Origin of the sequence: Bradyrhizobium genosp. SA-4 str. CB756, assembly GCF_000473125.1 — a bacterium.
GTDB classification, from domain to species: Bacteria; Pseudomonadota; Alphaproteobacteria; order Rhizobiales; family Xanthobacteraceae; genus Bradyrhizobium; species Bradyrhizobium arachidis.
The window spans coordinates 1-13,536 of record NZ_KI421499.1 but is presented as its reverse complement, the minus strand read 5'-3'; the positions used below and the strand labels follow the sequence as shown (position 1 = coordinate 13,536).

10 protein-coding genes and 1 pseudogene are annotated in these 13,536 nt (G+C 61.6%); 2 read left to right on the top strand and 9 right to left on the bottom strand.

What is annotated here, in order from left to right; genetic code table 11:
* Positions 1 to 68 precede the first annotated feature (68 nt).
* Positions 69 to 1,271 (bottom strand): cytochrome P450, encoded by a 1,203-nt coding sequence (locus BRAGE_RS0100080; protein WP_027564011.1) that lies wholly within the window; start codon positions 1,269 to 1,271, stop codon positions 69 to 71.
* A 1,199-nt stretch (positions 1,272 to 2,470) separates the two neighbouring features.
* Here BRAGE_RS0100080 and BRAGE_RS0100060 point away from each other — a divergent pair.
* Both BRAGE_RS0100060 and BRAGE_RS0100055 read left to right on the top strand, forming a co-directional pair.
* A complete protein-coding gene (locus tag BRAGE_RS0100060; RefSeq protein WP_027564010.1) occupies positions 2,471 to 3,100 on the top strand; it encodes an FMN-binding negative transcriptional regulator in 630 nt (209 codons plus the stop codon).
* 916 nt (positions 3,101 to 4,016) lie between these two features.
* Positions 4,017 to 4,922 carry a TauD/TfdA dioxygenase family protein gene (locus BRAGE_RS0100055; protein WP_027564009.1) on the top strand — a complete coding sequence of 302 codons (906 nt, stop codon included), beginning with the start codon at positions 4,017 to 4,019 and terminating at the stop codon, positions 4,920 to 4,922.
* A gap of 185 nt (positions 4,923 to 5,107) precedes the next feature.
* Here the strand turns inward: BRAGE_RS0100055 and BRAGE_RS52310 are convergent, their stop codons facing one another.
* The 8 genes and pseudogenes from BRAGE_RS52310 to BRAGE_RS0100025 form a co-directional block, all read right to left on the bottom strand.
* Entirely contained in the window at positions 5,108 to 5,350 is a 243-nt protein-coding gene (locus BRAGE_RS52310) for a DUF2274 domain-containing protein (protein ID WP_084334931.1), read from the bottom strand.
* A gap of 12 nt (positions 5,351 to 5,362) precedes the next feature.
* The gene (locus BRAGE_RS0100050; protein WP_027564008.1) at positions 5,363 to 6,565 is read right to left on the bottom strand and encodes a TrbI/VirB10 family protein; all 1,203 of its coding nucleotides are present in this window, start codon (positions 6,563 to 6,565) and stop codon (positions 5,363 to 5,365) included.
* Positions 6,562 to 7,596 (bottom strand): P-type conjugative transfer protein TrbG, encoded by a 1,035-nt coding sequence (gene trbG, locus BRAGE_RS0100045; protein ID WP_027564007.1) that lies wholly within the window; start codon positions 7,594 to 7,596, stop codon positions 6,562 to 6,564. The genes BRAGE_RS0100050 and trbG overlap by 4 nt, the downstream gene beginning before the upstream one ends.
* Positions 7,593 to 8,276: a conjugal transfer protein TrbF gene (trbF, locus tag BRAGE_RS0100040; RefSeq protein WP_027564006.1), complete on the bottom strand. Its 684-nt coding sequence runs from the start codon at positions 8,274 to 8,276 to the stop codon at positions 7,593 to 7,595. The genes trbG and trbF overlap by 4 nt, the downstream gene beginning before the upstream one ends.
* Positions 8,277 to 8,369: 93 nt before the next feature.
* The gene (gene trbL, locus BRAGE_RS47485; protein WP_231164115.1) at positions 8,370 to 9,467 is read right to left on the bottom strand and encodes a P-type conjugative transfer protein TrbL; all 1,098 of its coding nucleotides are present in this window, start codon (positions 9,465 to 9,467) and stop codon (positions 8,370 to 8,372) included.
* Positions 9,389 to 9,685: pseudogene (locus BRAGE_RS56560) on the bottom strand (SAM-dependent methyltransferase); the annotation flags it as partial. The pseudogene BRAGE_RS56560 and the gene trbL, both read right to left, overlap by 79 nt.
* A gap of 178 nt (positions 9,686 to 9,863) precedes the next feature.
* Complete coding sequence (locus tag BRAGE_RS55640; RefSeq protein ID WP_027564005.1) at positions 9,864 to 11,981, bottom strand: ParB/RepB/Spo0J family partition protein; 2,118 nt, start codon at positions 11,979 to 11,981, stop codon at positions 9,864 to 9,866.
* A 128-nt stretch (positions 11,982 to 12,109) separates the two neighbouring features.
* Positions 12,110 to 13,060 carry an ArdC family protein gene (locus tag BRAGE_RS0100025; RefSeq protein ID WP_027564004.1) on the bottom strand — a complete coding sequence of 317 codons (951 nt, stop codon included), beginning with the start codon at positions 13,058 to 13,060 and terminating at the stop codon, positions 12,110 to 12,112.
* Positions 13,061 to 13,536 lie beyond the last annotated feature (476 nt).

Below are 13,536 nucleotides of genomic sequence, written 5' to 3'. Positions count from 1 at the left end.
CTGAGCGGTGCAGGCAGGTGCGCCGGCAAACCGCGGACACGATTGCGTCCCCCAGCGGCGTCCGCACATCACCAGAAAACCGGGAACTCCTCGAACCCGCCAGTGATGATCTCCTTGCGCAACTTCAATTGTTCGGGCGCGACGGCCAAGCGCAGCGCGGGAAAGCGCTGGAAGATCGAACCGAACACCGCCTTGAGTTCCAGCCTGGCTAGCTCTCCGCCGATACAGGAGTGCGGACCGTAGGAGAACGCCAGGTGCGGCTTTTCCTGGCGCCCGATGTCGAAGATTTCCGGCGCGTCGAAATGGCGCGGATCGAACGACGTTGCCGGCAGGCCGACCAGCACCTTGCTCTCGGCGGGAATATGCACGCCCGCGATGGTCACGTCGGTTTTCGGATAGCGCATGATGCCGTCCCAGCCCGCGCCCGGCGGATACATGCGCAGGATTTCCTCCACGGCCTTATCCACCAGGGATGGATCGCCGACCAGGCGTTCGCGCTGTTGCGGATGGCGGAACATGGCCAGCAGGCCGCATTCGATCTGCGCGACGGTGCTCTCGTGCCCCGCCACCAGCATGCCTGCCGCCAGGCCGATCGCTTCTTCCTCGGTAGCCTTGCCCTGGTCGACCGCCGCGAGCAGATCCGTCAGCAGGTTGTCGCCCGGATTCTGGCGCTTGTCCCGCATCTTGTCTCGAATGTAGGCGCGCAGTTCTTCCCAGGCCAAGCGCGACGCTCTGCGCGGGCCGCTTTCATGCTGGTGCGTCATCACCTCGTCGGACAGCGGAGCGAAAAAGGCGTGATCCTCGTAGAGCAGGCCCATCAGGGCGCTGATGACCATCGCCGGAAGCGGAAACGAGAGGTGGCGCCGCAAGTCGGCGGGCTGGCGCTGGGCCGCCAGGTTCTCGAACAACTGCGCAGCGATCGCCTCGACATGCGGCGTCAGCAGCTTCACCCTGCGGCTGCTGAAGGCCGGCGCGACGAGCGTGCGTAGCCGGACATGCTCGCCCCCCTCGTGCGACACGAGCCACCCCGGCGAGCCAAGAATCACCGAATCCGGGGTGAACGCCGTCGGCGGCATTCCCGCCGGCCGGAACGCCGCGTCGGACAGCGCCGCCTTGGCCTCGTCGTAGCCTGTCACCCACCAGCCTTCGTGCCCGGACGGGAAACGCACGCGGTGTATCGGACCGTTGGCGCGTAGCGCCAACATCTCGGGCGAGGGCTCGACGTGATCGACGCGCCACATCGGCAGCATCGGCAGGGGTTGTTCGGACACGGTAGCACTTCACTCTCTAAGCGACGGAGGGGGCGCAAGGTGCCCACAGGCGCCGCGGTCACCGACTTTACGTGCGCTTGTGTTCACTTCTGTTGGTCGATGATGCCGCGGGGAAGGAGACCGAATCCTAGGGCGTCAAGTTGGCTTTAGCCAGCTACCAAATCTTGTAGTAGCCTCCTAAGCTAAGCGCCTGGTGCCACAAAACATATGCGGAAACTCTGTCGCCACGCGCTACCATACGGAAACCTATTTCAGATGGGTATCCGCCTATGTTGGTTGGCGTCATGCGCGTCTCAGAACACGGACCTGCAGCGCGATGCGCTGCTCGGCTCGCCATCCTCGCTCGAAGGACAATCGGGTGGCGTTCCACTCGCTGACCGAGAACCTGCACACGGCGACGCCCTCGGGCGAATTCCTGTTCCGGCTGCACCGCGCAAGCACAGAGCGCGCTTTAATCTAGGACCATGTTGCCAGCTACTTGCGCACGTTCGCGTTGGCACCATTGCCAAACTCGAGAACCGCGTTCTCGTCGATGAAATACGCGGTTGCGGAATCCGGCGCGGCGCAACCTCGCCCGCCTCAGCTTCGTCATCGAACCCAAGGGCCGGGTAGCTCTGCCAGCGCCCGCTTCAGACACCGCGGGAGATACGGGCACCTTCGCTACGGCTTATTCGAGCGCGGCCTCAACCTGATCGCGCGTCGACGGTGGAAAATCCTCGACAACCTCCTCGGCCGATTGCCCATGAGCGAGGGCGTCCCCCATAGACGGGAACTCTCGTGTTTTAATGATGGGTTGGTTGCGATCACCTCCGACTTGTACCCATCGACGCAGTTCAGACGATGAACACGCCTTTGCGGGCGGCGTCGATCTTGCCAAGATCAAGGACTAATTCGCCAAAACGCAATTCGGTGCAAATCGAACGACAGCTGCCGGATCGCTTCATACAGGCGAGCCGGGGTAAGATCTCTGAAGGTCCATGAATGCCCGGCTCAGCCCGCAGGAAATAGCTACGGAAACACCAACCCAACGGCAGCTCGACGGACTGAAGCGGCTGAGTGGAATTGCCCGCGTCCCGAATAAATCCGAAGCCGTCACGTCAAAAGAGGAAGCGGAGAAGCTCTACGGGAGCGACTAAAACTGGCAGTTTTCTCGCATATTGACTTGCGTCTATCTCGACGACCTCCAACGGAGAGCCTTCATGTACATACCAACCCACTTTCGAGATGACGACATCGAGAATATTCGAGCGACAATCCGCCGCGCCCGATTGGCCAACCTAGTCACAGCGACATCAGATGGGCCACTTGCGACGCCTCTTCCGCTCTTCCTCGACGAGAGCGAAGGCGAACACGGCGCACTATACAGGCACCTGGCGAAGGGCAATCCGCAATGGCGCACGGCCCCGATCGGAGAAGCTCTGGCGATCTTTACTGGCGCAGAGGCTTATGTGACGCCATCCTGGTATCCTAGCAAGCGACAAGCTGAACATGTGGTTCCGACATGGAATTACATCGCGGTCCACGCCCATGGGCCGATTGAGTTCTTCGAGGATCCCACTCGCCTGCTTGAGGTTGTGACGCGTCTGACGAATATCCATGAGACATCACGTGCGACGCCCTGGGCCGTCAGCGATGCTCCCGCGGATTTCATCGGCGCCCAGTTGCGTGAAATCGTCGGCGTGCGCATCCCGATCACCATGGTCGAAGGCAAACGCAAGATGAGCCAAAACCGCCCCACGCCTGATCGTATTGGTATCGCCACCGGCCTAGCGGCCAGCAAACTGGCACGGGACGAGGAAGTTGCAGCTCTTACCTTGGTTCAGGACTGAGACGAAAATGTGCATGACCAGCAGTGCCGCAGCCATCTTACATCTACAGCTCTCACGAATCCCAGCGGTCGGGCCATCAATTAACTCGCGAAATTCACGAACGGAAACGTCAGCTCGGGCTTGCCGCACTGTGCAGGCACTTGTCCGTATTCTGACAGCGGCACAATCTGGTGTCAGGTCCAGCACAACGCGCATAGTAAGTGTCCAGACTTTCGAAAGCCCATCCGACTCTGCGGCTCCCTGCGCCGCCCGGGATGGCCATTGCTTAAAACAAAGCAATCCAGAAAAGAGCCGCGGAGGCAGCAATGCTCACGCTCTGCAAACTCCATCTCGCCCCCGGAAGCAATTACATTGTTGAACCAAGTCGCGCACAAGTGACAACGACTTGGAATGGAGACTCACGTCAGCGACAGTTTGACAGTTGCGCGCCGCGCATCTCAGTCTAGAAGCATGAGCAAGCAAGAGCCGCGACGCTTGTATATGCACCAATGATTTGTCCCCAGAAAGAACCGTCATCGTCTAGTGAGCGACATGCCAGTTGAGACGGAACTTGCCCGCAATCTCGGTCTCGTCAACGTATCAATCGTGGGATGATATGTTTTCGAGGCGCGCTTCCGCGCGGCAGGGCCGGACTACATAATTCATGAGCACCATAAACTATTGCCAACTCAAGATCTGCCGTTTGCTCGCTCCTGCTGTCGCTTCGCGATTCGACATTCGAAGGGTTGGCTCGGTGAGCGAATTCTTTCGTCACTCGGCCCAACCACTGGCTCAGTTCGAGTGACTCGCGCCAAATGCCACGATTCGTTTACTGCCCATGATCGAGTACATGCTAGCCTTTTGCTTGGCACGATGCTTGCTGAAGATCATTTATCCCAAGGGGTGAGGAAGAACTGCAAGGGCTTGGAAAAGTAAGATGAGCACAAACGCTTTGATCGGAGGCGCCATTCCGAGCACCGATGTTGTGAAACGTGCAGCGCGCATCGGTGCCGAAGTCAAAAATATCAAGCTATCAGGCGACCTACCGGACCACACGATCGCCGCGATCAACAGCTTACTGCTCGAGCACAAGGTGATCTTCTTCCGCAATCAAGGACATCTCAATGACGCTGAGCATGAGCGCTTTGCCGCTCGTCTCGGAAAGCTAGTGCCACATCCGATGCTCGGTGCTACCAAGGGGATGGCGTCGCTCCTCGAACTGGACTCCACTCGCGGCGGCGGTCGTGCCGACGTTTGGCATGCGGATGGGACCTTCGCCGACGCCTATCCCAAGATTTTGGTCCTGCGGGCCGTTGTAATGCCAATGTTCGGAGGCGACACCGTATGGTCGAACACCGCTGCTGCTTATCTTGATCTGCCGCCGCCGCTACAACGGCTTGCCGAGGCCCTCTGGGCCGTTCACAGCAACGTCTTCGATTACGCCGGGATCGCGCGGGTCCGCGAGGTCGACAAGAAACATTTTGACGAGGTGTTCACCAGAACAGTTTTTGAGACCGAGCATCCCGTCGTACGCGTCCATCCCGAAACGGGCGAGCGGACGCTAGTGCTCGGCGCTTTGGTGAAGGACTTTATTGGAATCCGGAAATACGATGGACAAAAGCTGTTCGATCTGCTCCAGTCTCACATCACTGCGCCCGAAAACACTGTGCGTTGGAATTGGTTAGAGGGCGATATTGCGCTGTGGGATAACCGCGCAACGCATCATTACGCGGTCAACGATTACGGGAACCAGCATCGAGTCGTACGTCGGGCCACGATCGAGGGTGACGTGCCTCTCAGTGTCGATGGCCGGAGCAGTGTAACGCGAAAGATGACCGAATAACTGCACGTCGACGCCTAGCGCCCCCCGGCTGAAAACTGGGAAAAATTGGTAATCGGAGTTGTTTCGGGCAAACTCGAAAGCACACTTTGCGTCGCCATATCTCAGCTCTTGATGCCAACTCGGCAGCGCTTCGCTGTGCTGGCAACTATTTAGCGTGGGCAATGGCTTCGAGGAAACCACGAGCATCACTGTCCTTCGCCGGCGGCCGGTACGTGACCTTCACGTTTCAGTTTAGAAAATCCGCGGTCAGTAGCCATGAAACGCGCCAGCATGGGCGCGATCAGCTTCGTAGGATCGACGCGTTGCCCGTTTTCGCGTGCCAAAGCCACTGCATAGGCAACGAGATCCCGATGCACCGCTGCCGGAAGCTCAGTGGTGACCTTGACCGGCTTGTCGTCTGGAAGCGCTCCTATTCTAAGTTTCGGCATCGCTCATCGTCCCTATGGCGCAAGTATGAGGTCGCGATTGACGAGAACGCGAACCGGGAAACCAGGTCGTACGGTCAGCGTGGGCTGGATGTTGAGACTGCGCCGAACCACCTGCTGTCCGGTCTGGTTCAGCGAGTCCGAGGCGCCGTGCCGCAATGCTTGGATGATTGCGCTGTCGTTGCTGTTGGTGTCCGAGCCGGCACCCAGTTCGGTCCCGACAGCCAAAAACGTCGAAAGTGCCGCAGCCTTGAACAGCTCACCCCAGTGATTGTCGACCTGGTCTTCGAGGCCTGCATATCCGGCAGTGTCAGCGCCAGGCTGACGCTCGAGAACGATAGAACGTCCGTTCGGCATGATCAGCCGGGTCCAGACCAGCTGGACGCGGGATTGGCCGAAAGCGACCTGACTATCGTAGACCCCGATCAGACGCGCTCCCTGGGGCACAAGCAGAAAGCGGCCCGTCGGTGTGTCAAAAAGGTTCTCGGTGATCTGCGCGGTCACTTGGCCTGGAAGGTCCGATCGGATTCCGGTGATCAGGGCTCCCGGAATAACCGTCCCAGCCTGCACGATATACGGTGAGACTGGCTTGGTGACGCGATCAGGGCTGACTGTGCGGCGGTCCACAGAGGCGTTCACGAAGGCAAGCTTGCGGTCCTGACCATTCTGCACAAATCCGTCGTCATTGGCACTCGTCGGGCTTTGTGATACGATGCGATCGCCCCCTACACCTGCAGCCGTGGGCTCACGCACTTCTCTCCCATTGGTCGAAGCGAACAGATGGCTGATGCGGGCTGCTTCGATCTCTTGATCCCGGCGCTGCCGTTCCGGATCAGCGCCGATCGTGGGCGACTGGCCTTGGGCGGCAAGGATCGGCCGACCGAGGTCCCCGGGAAGCGGCGGACCCAGTTGCGGGATTGGCTGGCGTGGAACGCCAGCATAGTCCTTCGGCAGCCCTGTAATACCGTCGGCGACATTGTGATGGTCGGTACTGTAAAGCTCATCGGCCGCCTGGTCTCGAGGGCCAGTCTTCTGCAGCGACCACAGCACGGCTCCGCCGATGACAAGGAGGGCGACCGCGCTCCCTCCCGCCAGTACTTTCCGCGACAACCGCGTCACGCGCGGGTGCTCCGCTCTCAAGCGAAAGCTTCCGGACTGATCCTCTTGGGTCTCAGGCTGCGCCGCTTGCTCCTGATCGTTTCCATTTCTGACATTCATGACGACGGCCTCCCGTCGGTCCGGACAATACGGACCTTCTGCTGGTGCTCGCCGCCAAGCCGCAGTTCGGCGGCAGCAAAAAGCCGATCGACGATCAATACGTTGCCGTAAGCGCGATAGTTGACGAGTTCAGTCTTGCCGTCTGGACCGATGACGAAAAGCGGAGGCATCTCGCCCTGCACGATGCCTTGCGGGAATTCGACATAGGCCTTGCGGCCATCGTCATATGCGGCGAGCGGCCGCCAGGGAGGCCTGTCGCCTTCGATGGCATAGCGGAAGATACGCTGTGCCGGATCGGGAAGAACGGGTTTCAGAGCGACCGAACGCGATCGTTCGCGTACCGTTTCAGGATAGTACCAGATAACGGATGGCATGTATGGCCGCTCGCGGGAGCGGAGCTCAATCAGGTACGTGCGCCGGTCGGTGTTGACGACAAGATTGGTCTCGATCGATGCGCGGGTCGGCTTGACCAGGATATGGACGCGTCGTGTATCGCCGCTCCCGCTCTCGGTGTCGCCCACGACCCAGCGGACAGTATCTCCGGCCGCGATCGGCCCCGATCCCGTCAACTGCTCTCCTTCCTCGAGTGCGATATCCGTGATCTGCCCGGGTGCGGCATAAATCTGATAGAGGGCACCCGGGCTATAGGCGTAGATCTGGGCTGCGTTGAAATACCCTCGCTTGCGCGGTTCGACCCGGGCTGCGCTGTTTGCGGTCTCGACCCGGCTCACGGGTTCAGCGTCTTCCTTCCCTCCCGACTTGCCGCCGAAAGCCGGCTTCCAGAGGGGTGGAACGTGAAGCGGTCGCGATCTGTCGTCGAGAGCCACCGGCGTCGCCGGCAGCGCCGGGACCTCCGCGTCATAGCTGATCTCCGGCGGTATATAAGTCGCGCACCCAGCGAGCGCCGATGAACAAAGCAAGAGCACGGACAGAAGCGCTCGTTTTGAGCTGACCAACTCGGACCGAAGCGAATTGAGCTTGCTGTGCGAGAGGAAACGTTTCAAACGAAACTCAGATGGCGTCTTGGTCACTGACTCAACTCCTTTGACCAGTTGATAGCGCGGACATAGACCCCAAGGGGATTCTTGCGCAGGCGTTCGGCATCGCGCGGCGTCTCGGTCACGATCGAGAGAATTGCAGTCCAGCGTTCGGTCGAACTCAACGAGCCGTTGTCGTAGACACGCTCAGTCCACGCGACGCGAAAGCTTTCTGAAGAGGCGCGAATGACGCTCGAGACGTCGACTGAGATTTGCGCCTTACCTAGCTTGGCAAAGGGGTCATTGCTGCGCGCATAGTCATTCAGCGCAGCCGCGCCACGATCCGTCGTAAAATCATAGGCCCGGAGCCAGTTCTGGCGCAGAACGATACCGTCGGCCGGCAGCCCTCTGACGTCCTCGATGAAGCGCGCCAGATGGTAGGCGATCTGAGCGTCAGTCGGTTGATAGTCGATGCTGGCCGGCGCAACCCTTTGAGCCTGGCCGAGATGGTCGACTTCGACCACCCACGGCGTAATCGCGCCCCTGCTCGATTGCCAGACAAGGCTACCTGCGAGACCGCCTGACAGCACCAGGCAGCCGAACGCCATCAGGCGCCAGTTCCTGGCTTGCACGCGCGCCGATCCGATGCGTTCGTCCCAAACCTGCGCTGCCTTTTGGTAAGGCGTGATCGGCTCGGGCATGCGCCCGTAGTGTACGGAAGATCGTTTGAACATCGATAGTTGCCCCTGAGATCAAGTGATCGGTTTCAAGTCGTGCGATGGAAGGGTTTGGGCGCGGCTGTGCGGCAGAGGCGCAGTGGCTGCGTCTCAGCGCTCTCCTTCGGATAAATCGACGGAGGAGCCGCTGCCGCCATGATCGCCGGAGCGGACGGCGTGGCCAGCGGCCGAGGCCCCATGCCGAATGGTCTCGGCGCGCTTCATGCGTCGCGCCCAATCGGGCCGTCCTTCGGCCGAAGTGCTCGCGGCCTGCGCGCCAGCGTCGCCACCTGCGCCGAGCGCAGCAGCTGCGCGACGCAACGGGCTCATTGCAGCCGAGCTACCCGCCTCCGTAACGCCAGCAATGCCTCCGCTCCGATAGGCGGCGGACGCTCCACTCATGACAGCGCCGCCACCGCGCGCGGCACCTGCCATCGCGCCGCCAGCGAGACCAGCACCGCCGGCGGCGAGGCCTGCGCCGGCGGCAACAATACCGCCAGCGGCAAGGCCCGTTCCAATCGCCGCACCGGCGCCGAGCTGAGGTCCGCCGGATACCAGGCCATCGGCGATTCCTGGACCGAAGATGCCCAAGCCCAGCAACGAGAGTGCCGCGAGCACCAGAGTCATCGCGTCCTCAATGGTTGGCTGATTGCCGCCAAAGCCGGCGGTGAACTGCGAGAACAGGGTCGATCCAATCCCGACGATGACGGCCAGGACCAAGACCTTGATTCCGGAGGATATGACATTGCCCAGGACCCGTTCTGCTGCGAAGGCGGTTTTGCCAAACAAGCCGAAGGGAATGAGCACGAAGCCGGCGAGCGTCGTGAGCTTGAACTCGATCAGGGTGACGAAGAGCTGGATCGCCAAAATGAAAAAGGCGAGCAGCACCACGACCCAAGCGAACAGGAGAACGACGATCTGGACGAAATTCTCGAAGAAACTGATGTAGCCCATCAGATTGGAGATCGAGTCGAGCAACGGTCGGCCGGCGTCGAGTCCAACTTGAGCGATCTTTCCCGGCCTCAGGAAATCGGATGCGGACAGGCTTGCACCCGATGCTCTCAGTCCAAGGCCGGCGAAGCTTTCGAAGACGATGCGGGCCAGGCTGTTCCAGTTGCCGATGAGGTAGGCATGGCAGCCGTCGAGCCAGCCCTGGCCCGTATGGCCGGTCCGAACTTGCGAAGAAACAGAACGGTTGCCGCCTCGCAAACGTCATAGGCGGTCTTCCAGTTCCAGGCCCCAGTCGTGTCCGAGGCGCCGAAGGCAGCCTCCATGGCGCTACGCAGAACAGCGGCGTCGATGCGCCGGCCGCGTTCGAGCTCGGTCAGGAGCTGTCGCGCGGCCCTGACAGCGGCGGAGGTGAAAGTTGCAGCGGCGCGCAACGAGAGCGGCGCGGCGGCAGCGCCGCCGGCGAGAGATTCGGTCATGGCAGGATGTCTCAGGAGAGCAGGAAGGGGTCGAACCGCCAGGCGCTCTCCTCTGACCTCGACGGCTCAAACCCTTCCCGGCCCGGCTCTCCCTCTCAGACCTCGGGCATAAACATAGGGACCGGCGCTGCACGCCGGTCCCCACTGCGGGACGGCCGTGCCATCCCGCTCCTTAATGTCATTCAGCCGCGTCGAGCTGTTGCGGATCATCGTCGCTGGCGCTCTCCTGATCCTCATCGTCGGCGAGGAATTCGGGCAGCGGGCCAGCTTCGCCCTCCTGCCCCACTGGCGCCGCATCCGGATCGACGAGACGCAGCGGCTCCGGCAACCAGCCCGAGCCATCCAGAAGGCGCTCGGCCTCCTTGGCCATGTCGGCCTTCTTCAGATGGTCGATCAATTGCGCCGACGACTCGCCCTTGGCTTCCCGCACCGCCTCCAGAATTCGCGGCTTGGTGACCCGGCCGAGATAGTTGTCGACGGAGGGCTTCCACCCTGCCTGAACCATATCGAGCCCGACCGCGCGCGCCAGCACATCGGCTTGGTCGAGACGCGTGCGGACACCGTGAGCGGAGACACGGCCCTGATTGTAGCGATTAGCCGGTTCATAGACAGCGTTGACCGCAAATGATGCACAGTGGGCGAACAGCGACGCCTGTGCACCACCATCGAGAGCCGTCAGCGCATCCCAGAGATCGTTCTCGCTCTTCGGCAACCGTGCCTTCCAGGCCTCATGCCGCGCCTCGACGACCTTGGCGGAGACGCTTTCTCTCAGCCCCGGAGCTTGAGTTGGAAAGTTCGGCGTGCGAAGGCCGATCTCGAGACAGCTTCCGGATGACGCGAACCGGTAAAAAGCCGTCAGCACGAAATTATGCAGCACCGCCTGGAACGCGATCGCAGGATTTTCTGCCAGCGCATCGCGCAACGCCAGCGTGCGATGCGCCGTCAGCTCGGTGATCAGCCGATCCGGCAGAGGCTTGGCCGCGTCTTCATCATCATCCTCGGCATCGGGAGCACTACCAGCGACCGCGATGACCGTGCGCGGGACGGAAGGGCCCTCCTCTTGACCTTCGCTCGACGACACGTCGGCGTCCTGCCCGACATCAGGATCACTTGCCTGCACCTCGTCCTCCGGCCGGACGTAACCCCGATCCACGGCGAGGCGCCCTTCGGAATCGATGCTGATGAAAACGCCTGCTCGGGCGATCTCCGTCGGATCGTAAAGCATTGGCCGGTCTTCGAACGCCGCCAGCGCCGCCTCGATTTCGCCGAGACGCTGATCGATCTCGTCGGGCAGCTCGTCGGCATCCTGATATTCGGTTTCGAGCTTGGCTTGCTCGGCGCTCAGAGCATCGATGGTGGCCTGTTCCTCAGGCGAGAGATCGACAGGCTTGCCTTCGATTTCTCGCAGGCCTTGAGTGTGACCGTAGGAGAACTCTACGGCGACGGAGATCCACTTCCAGCCTTCGGTCGCAATCGTCTCAGCTTGGGCTTTGAGCTTTTCGGTTACGAGGCGATCGAGCAATACGGCGTCCTGCAGCCAACCGCCGTCGTCGTGCTGAAACAGGTCGCGCAGCACGAGGCCACCGGCCTGCTCATACGCATCGAGCCCGACGTATTGGGCCCGTCGGTCGGAGGCGCGGACCGTCTGTTCCGTAAGCATCCGGCGGATCTGGTACGGCTCGTCGTTCTGGGAGCGGCTCACATTATCCCAAACCTGCTCCTGACGCGCATGATCGCCAGTGACTGCAAAGGCCATGAGCTGCTCCAGCGTCATGCCGTCGTCGGCATAGACGTTGTGCAGCTTTGGCGAAACCGACGCCAGGCGCAGGCGCTGCTTGACGATCGCCGGCGCCACGAAATGCCGCGCGGCGATCTCCTCTTCGCCCATACCGCCATCGCGGAGGATCCGGAACGCGCGGAATTGATCGAGTGGATGCAGGCCGATGCGCTCGTCGTTTTCCGCAAGCGAGTCGTCCTCGGCGACACCGCAATCCCTGACCACACAGGGGACCGCTTGGGTCTTCGCCATGCGCTTCTGCTTCACTAACAGTTCAAGGGCGCGGTACCGCCGCCCGCCCGCAGGAACCTCGAACATGCCGGTCTCCGTGCCGTCGGCATCGACGACGGCACGGACGCTGAGGCTTTGTAGCAAGGTACGCTGCGCAATGCTCTCGGCCAGTTGCTCGATCGAGACGCCAGCCTTGACCCGGCGAACATTGGACTGGCTCAAGACCAGCTTGTTGAAGGGAATGTCCCGGGATGGACTGAGTTTGATCTTCTGAATGGCGCTAGCCATGTCGGATTCTCCGCGACGGGCGGCCGAAAGACTCTCTCTCGACCTCCAACCCGTCACGAACTGCACCGCCCGTCCTCTCACTCTCTGAGGCCCGCCGCGAAGGCAAGCCGGAACATCCGGGGGACGCATTACGCGGCCTCCTCGTCGCTCTCGTCGACAGAGGCGATCGGCCGTTGCTGAAAGCCGAGCAGGAAATCGGCGGCCTTCGACGCCGCGCTCGCCGCCCGTACAACGGCGCGGTTGTCCTCACGCAGCACCTCCAGCCAGGAGCCGATATAGTCGGCGTGGCGCACGGTCGGCACGATGCCAAGTGAAGCGCAGACGAATGCACCCGCCATCTCCGCGACCAGTTCCTCGCGCGCGTAAGATTTGGAGCCGAACGACCCCGAAAGATCACGAGCAAGCCGGGAAACAGCTCCACTCCAATGCGACAGTTCGTGGAACGCGGTCCGATGCCAGTTGATCGGCTCGAAATACGCCGCCGGCGGCGGGACCTGCACAAAATCGCCGGTCGTATTGTAGTAAGCGCGCACCCCGCCAATCCGAAAGTCGGCGCCGGTTGCTGCGATCAGCGATTCCGCCAGCGGTTCGATCTGATCCGGTGGCGGCGGGACGACCGAGCCCGCGACGTCCTCGGGCAAGCCGTCACACTGCTCTATGTTGAAAACGGTAAAGCGCTTGAGAAACGGGATCGTGCCTGGCTCCTCCCCGGTCTCTGCGGTACGTCGACGCTCGTCCTCGGGAATGAAGCGATCCGCGTAGACGACGGTCGTACCTCGCTCTCCCTTCCTGACATGGCCGCCGAGCCCGAGCGCCTGACGAAAGGTCAGCCAGCTCTGGCTGGAGTAGCCACACTCGATAACGGCACCCCACAAAATCAGCACGTTAATTCCGGAATAACCGCGCAGCGTCGAAGCATTGCGCGGCATGGCAAGCGGCGCCTTGATCGCCGCCGTTCCCCATGGCTGCACCCAAGGGATACGGCCGGCCTCCAGTTCTGCGATGATCTTGTCGGTGATTTCGGTATAGATGTTCGCCCGGTCCTTGCCGGCGCGCGCGCAAGCGTTAGGGTTTGACATCGCGATTCTCCGCGACGGGCACCGCGAGCCTCTCTCGCAGCTTGTAACCCGTCACGGAAAAACCAGCCTGCACTCTTACTCTCAGCCTCTTCGCAATCTGCCTGAGGGCCGCAGGCCCGATTCAGGCGTGCGCCAGCGGCGCATCGCCTCAACGGAAAATGGCACCCGGAGAGCGTGAGCATAGCGACCCGAAGGGGCACGCGGGGCCGAGTGCAGCGACGAGACCGGTTCAATAGCGGCACCCGGGAACGGGGCAGTGATAGCGATCGCCGCAGGCGAGCCCCTTTCCCGAGTGCCCCCCGGCGAAGAGCACCAAAGCTCTAGCGCGAGGGATCGATGCCGCGAGGCCGAGACGCTGCGCGGCTCGGTTCATATGTGGACGTATATGGACCCCGCCCGATTGCAACGACCGGCTTGATCAGGATCGACGGTCACAACTGCAGACGTATATCCGGCTTCTTGATGCGGCTGGACAA

Bases quoted from the DNA above. Each gene is read 5' to 3' on its own strand.
- trbF (WP_027564006.1), bottom strand. From the start codon at position 8,276: ATGTTCAAACGATCTTCCGTACACTACGGGCGCATGCCCGAGCCGATC.
- BRAGE_RS52310 (WP_084334931.1), bottom strand. From the start codon at position 5,350: ATGCCGAAACTTAGAATAGGAGCGCTTCCAGACGACAAGCCGGTCAAG.
- BRAGE_RS0100060 (WP_027564010.1), top strand. From the start codon at position 2,471: ATGTACATACCAACCCACTTTCGAGATGACGACATCGAGAATATTCGA.
- BRAGE_RS55640 (WP_027564005.1), bottom strand. From the start codon at position 11,981: ATGGCTAGCGCCATTCAGAAGATCAAACTCAGTCCATCCCGGGACATT.
- BRAGE_RS0100055 (WP_027564009.1), top strand. From the start codon at position 4,017: ATGAGCACAAACGCTTTGATCGGAGGCGCCATTCCGAGCACCGATGTT.
- BRAGE_RS0100050 (WP_027564008.1), bottom strand. From the start codon at position 6,565: ATGAATGTCAGAAATGGAAACGATCAGGAGCAAGCGGCGCAGCCTGAG.
- BRAGE_RS0100025 (WP_027564004.1), bottom strand. From the start codon at position 13,060: ATGTCAAACCCTAACGCTTGCGCGCGCGCCGGCAAGGACCGGGCGAAC.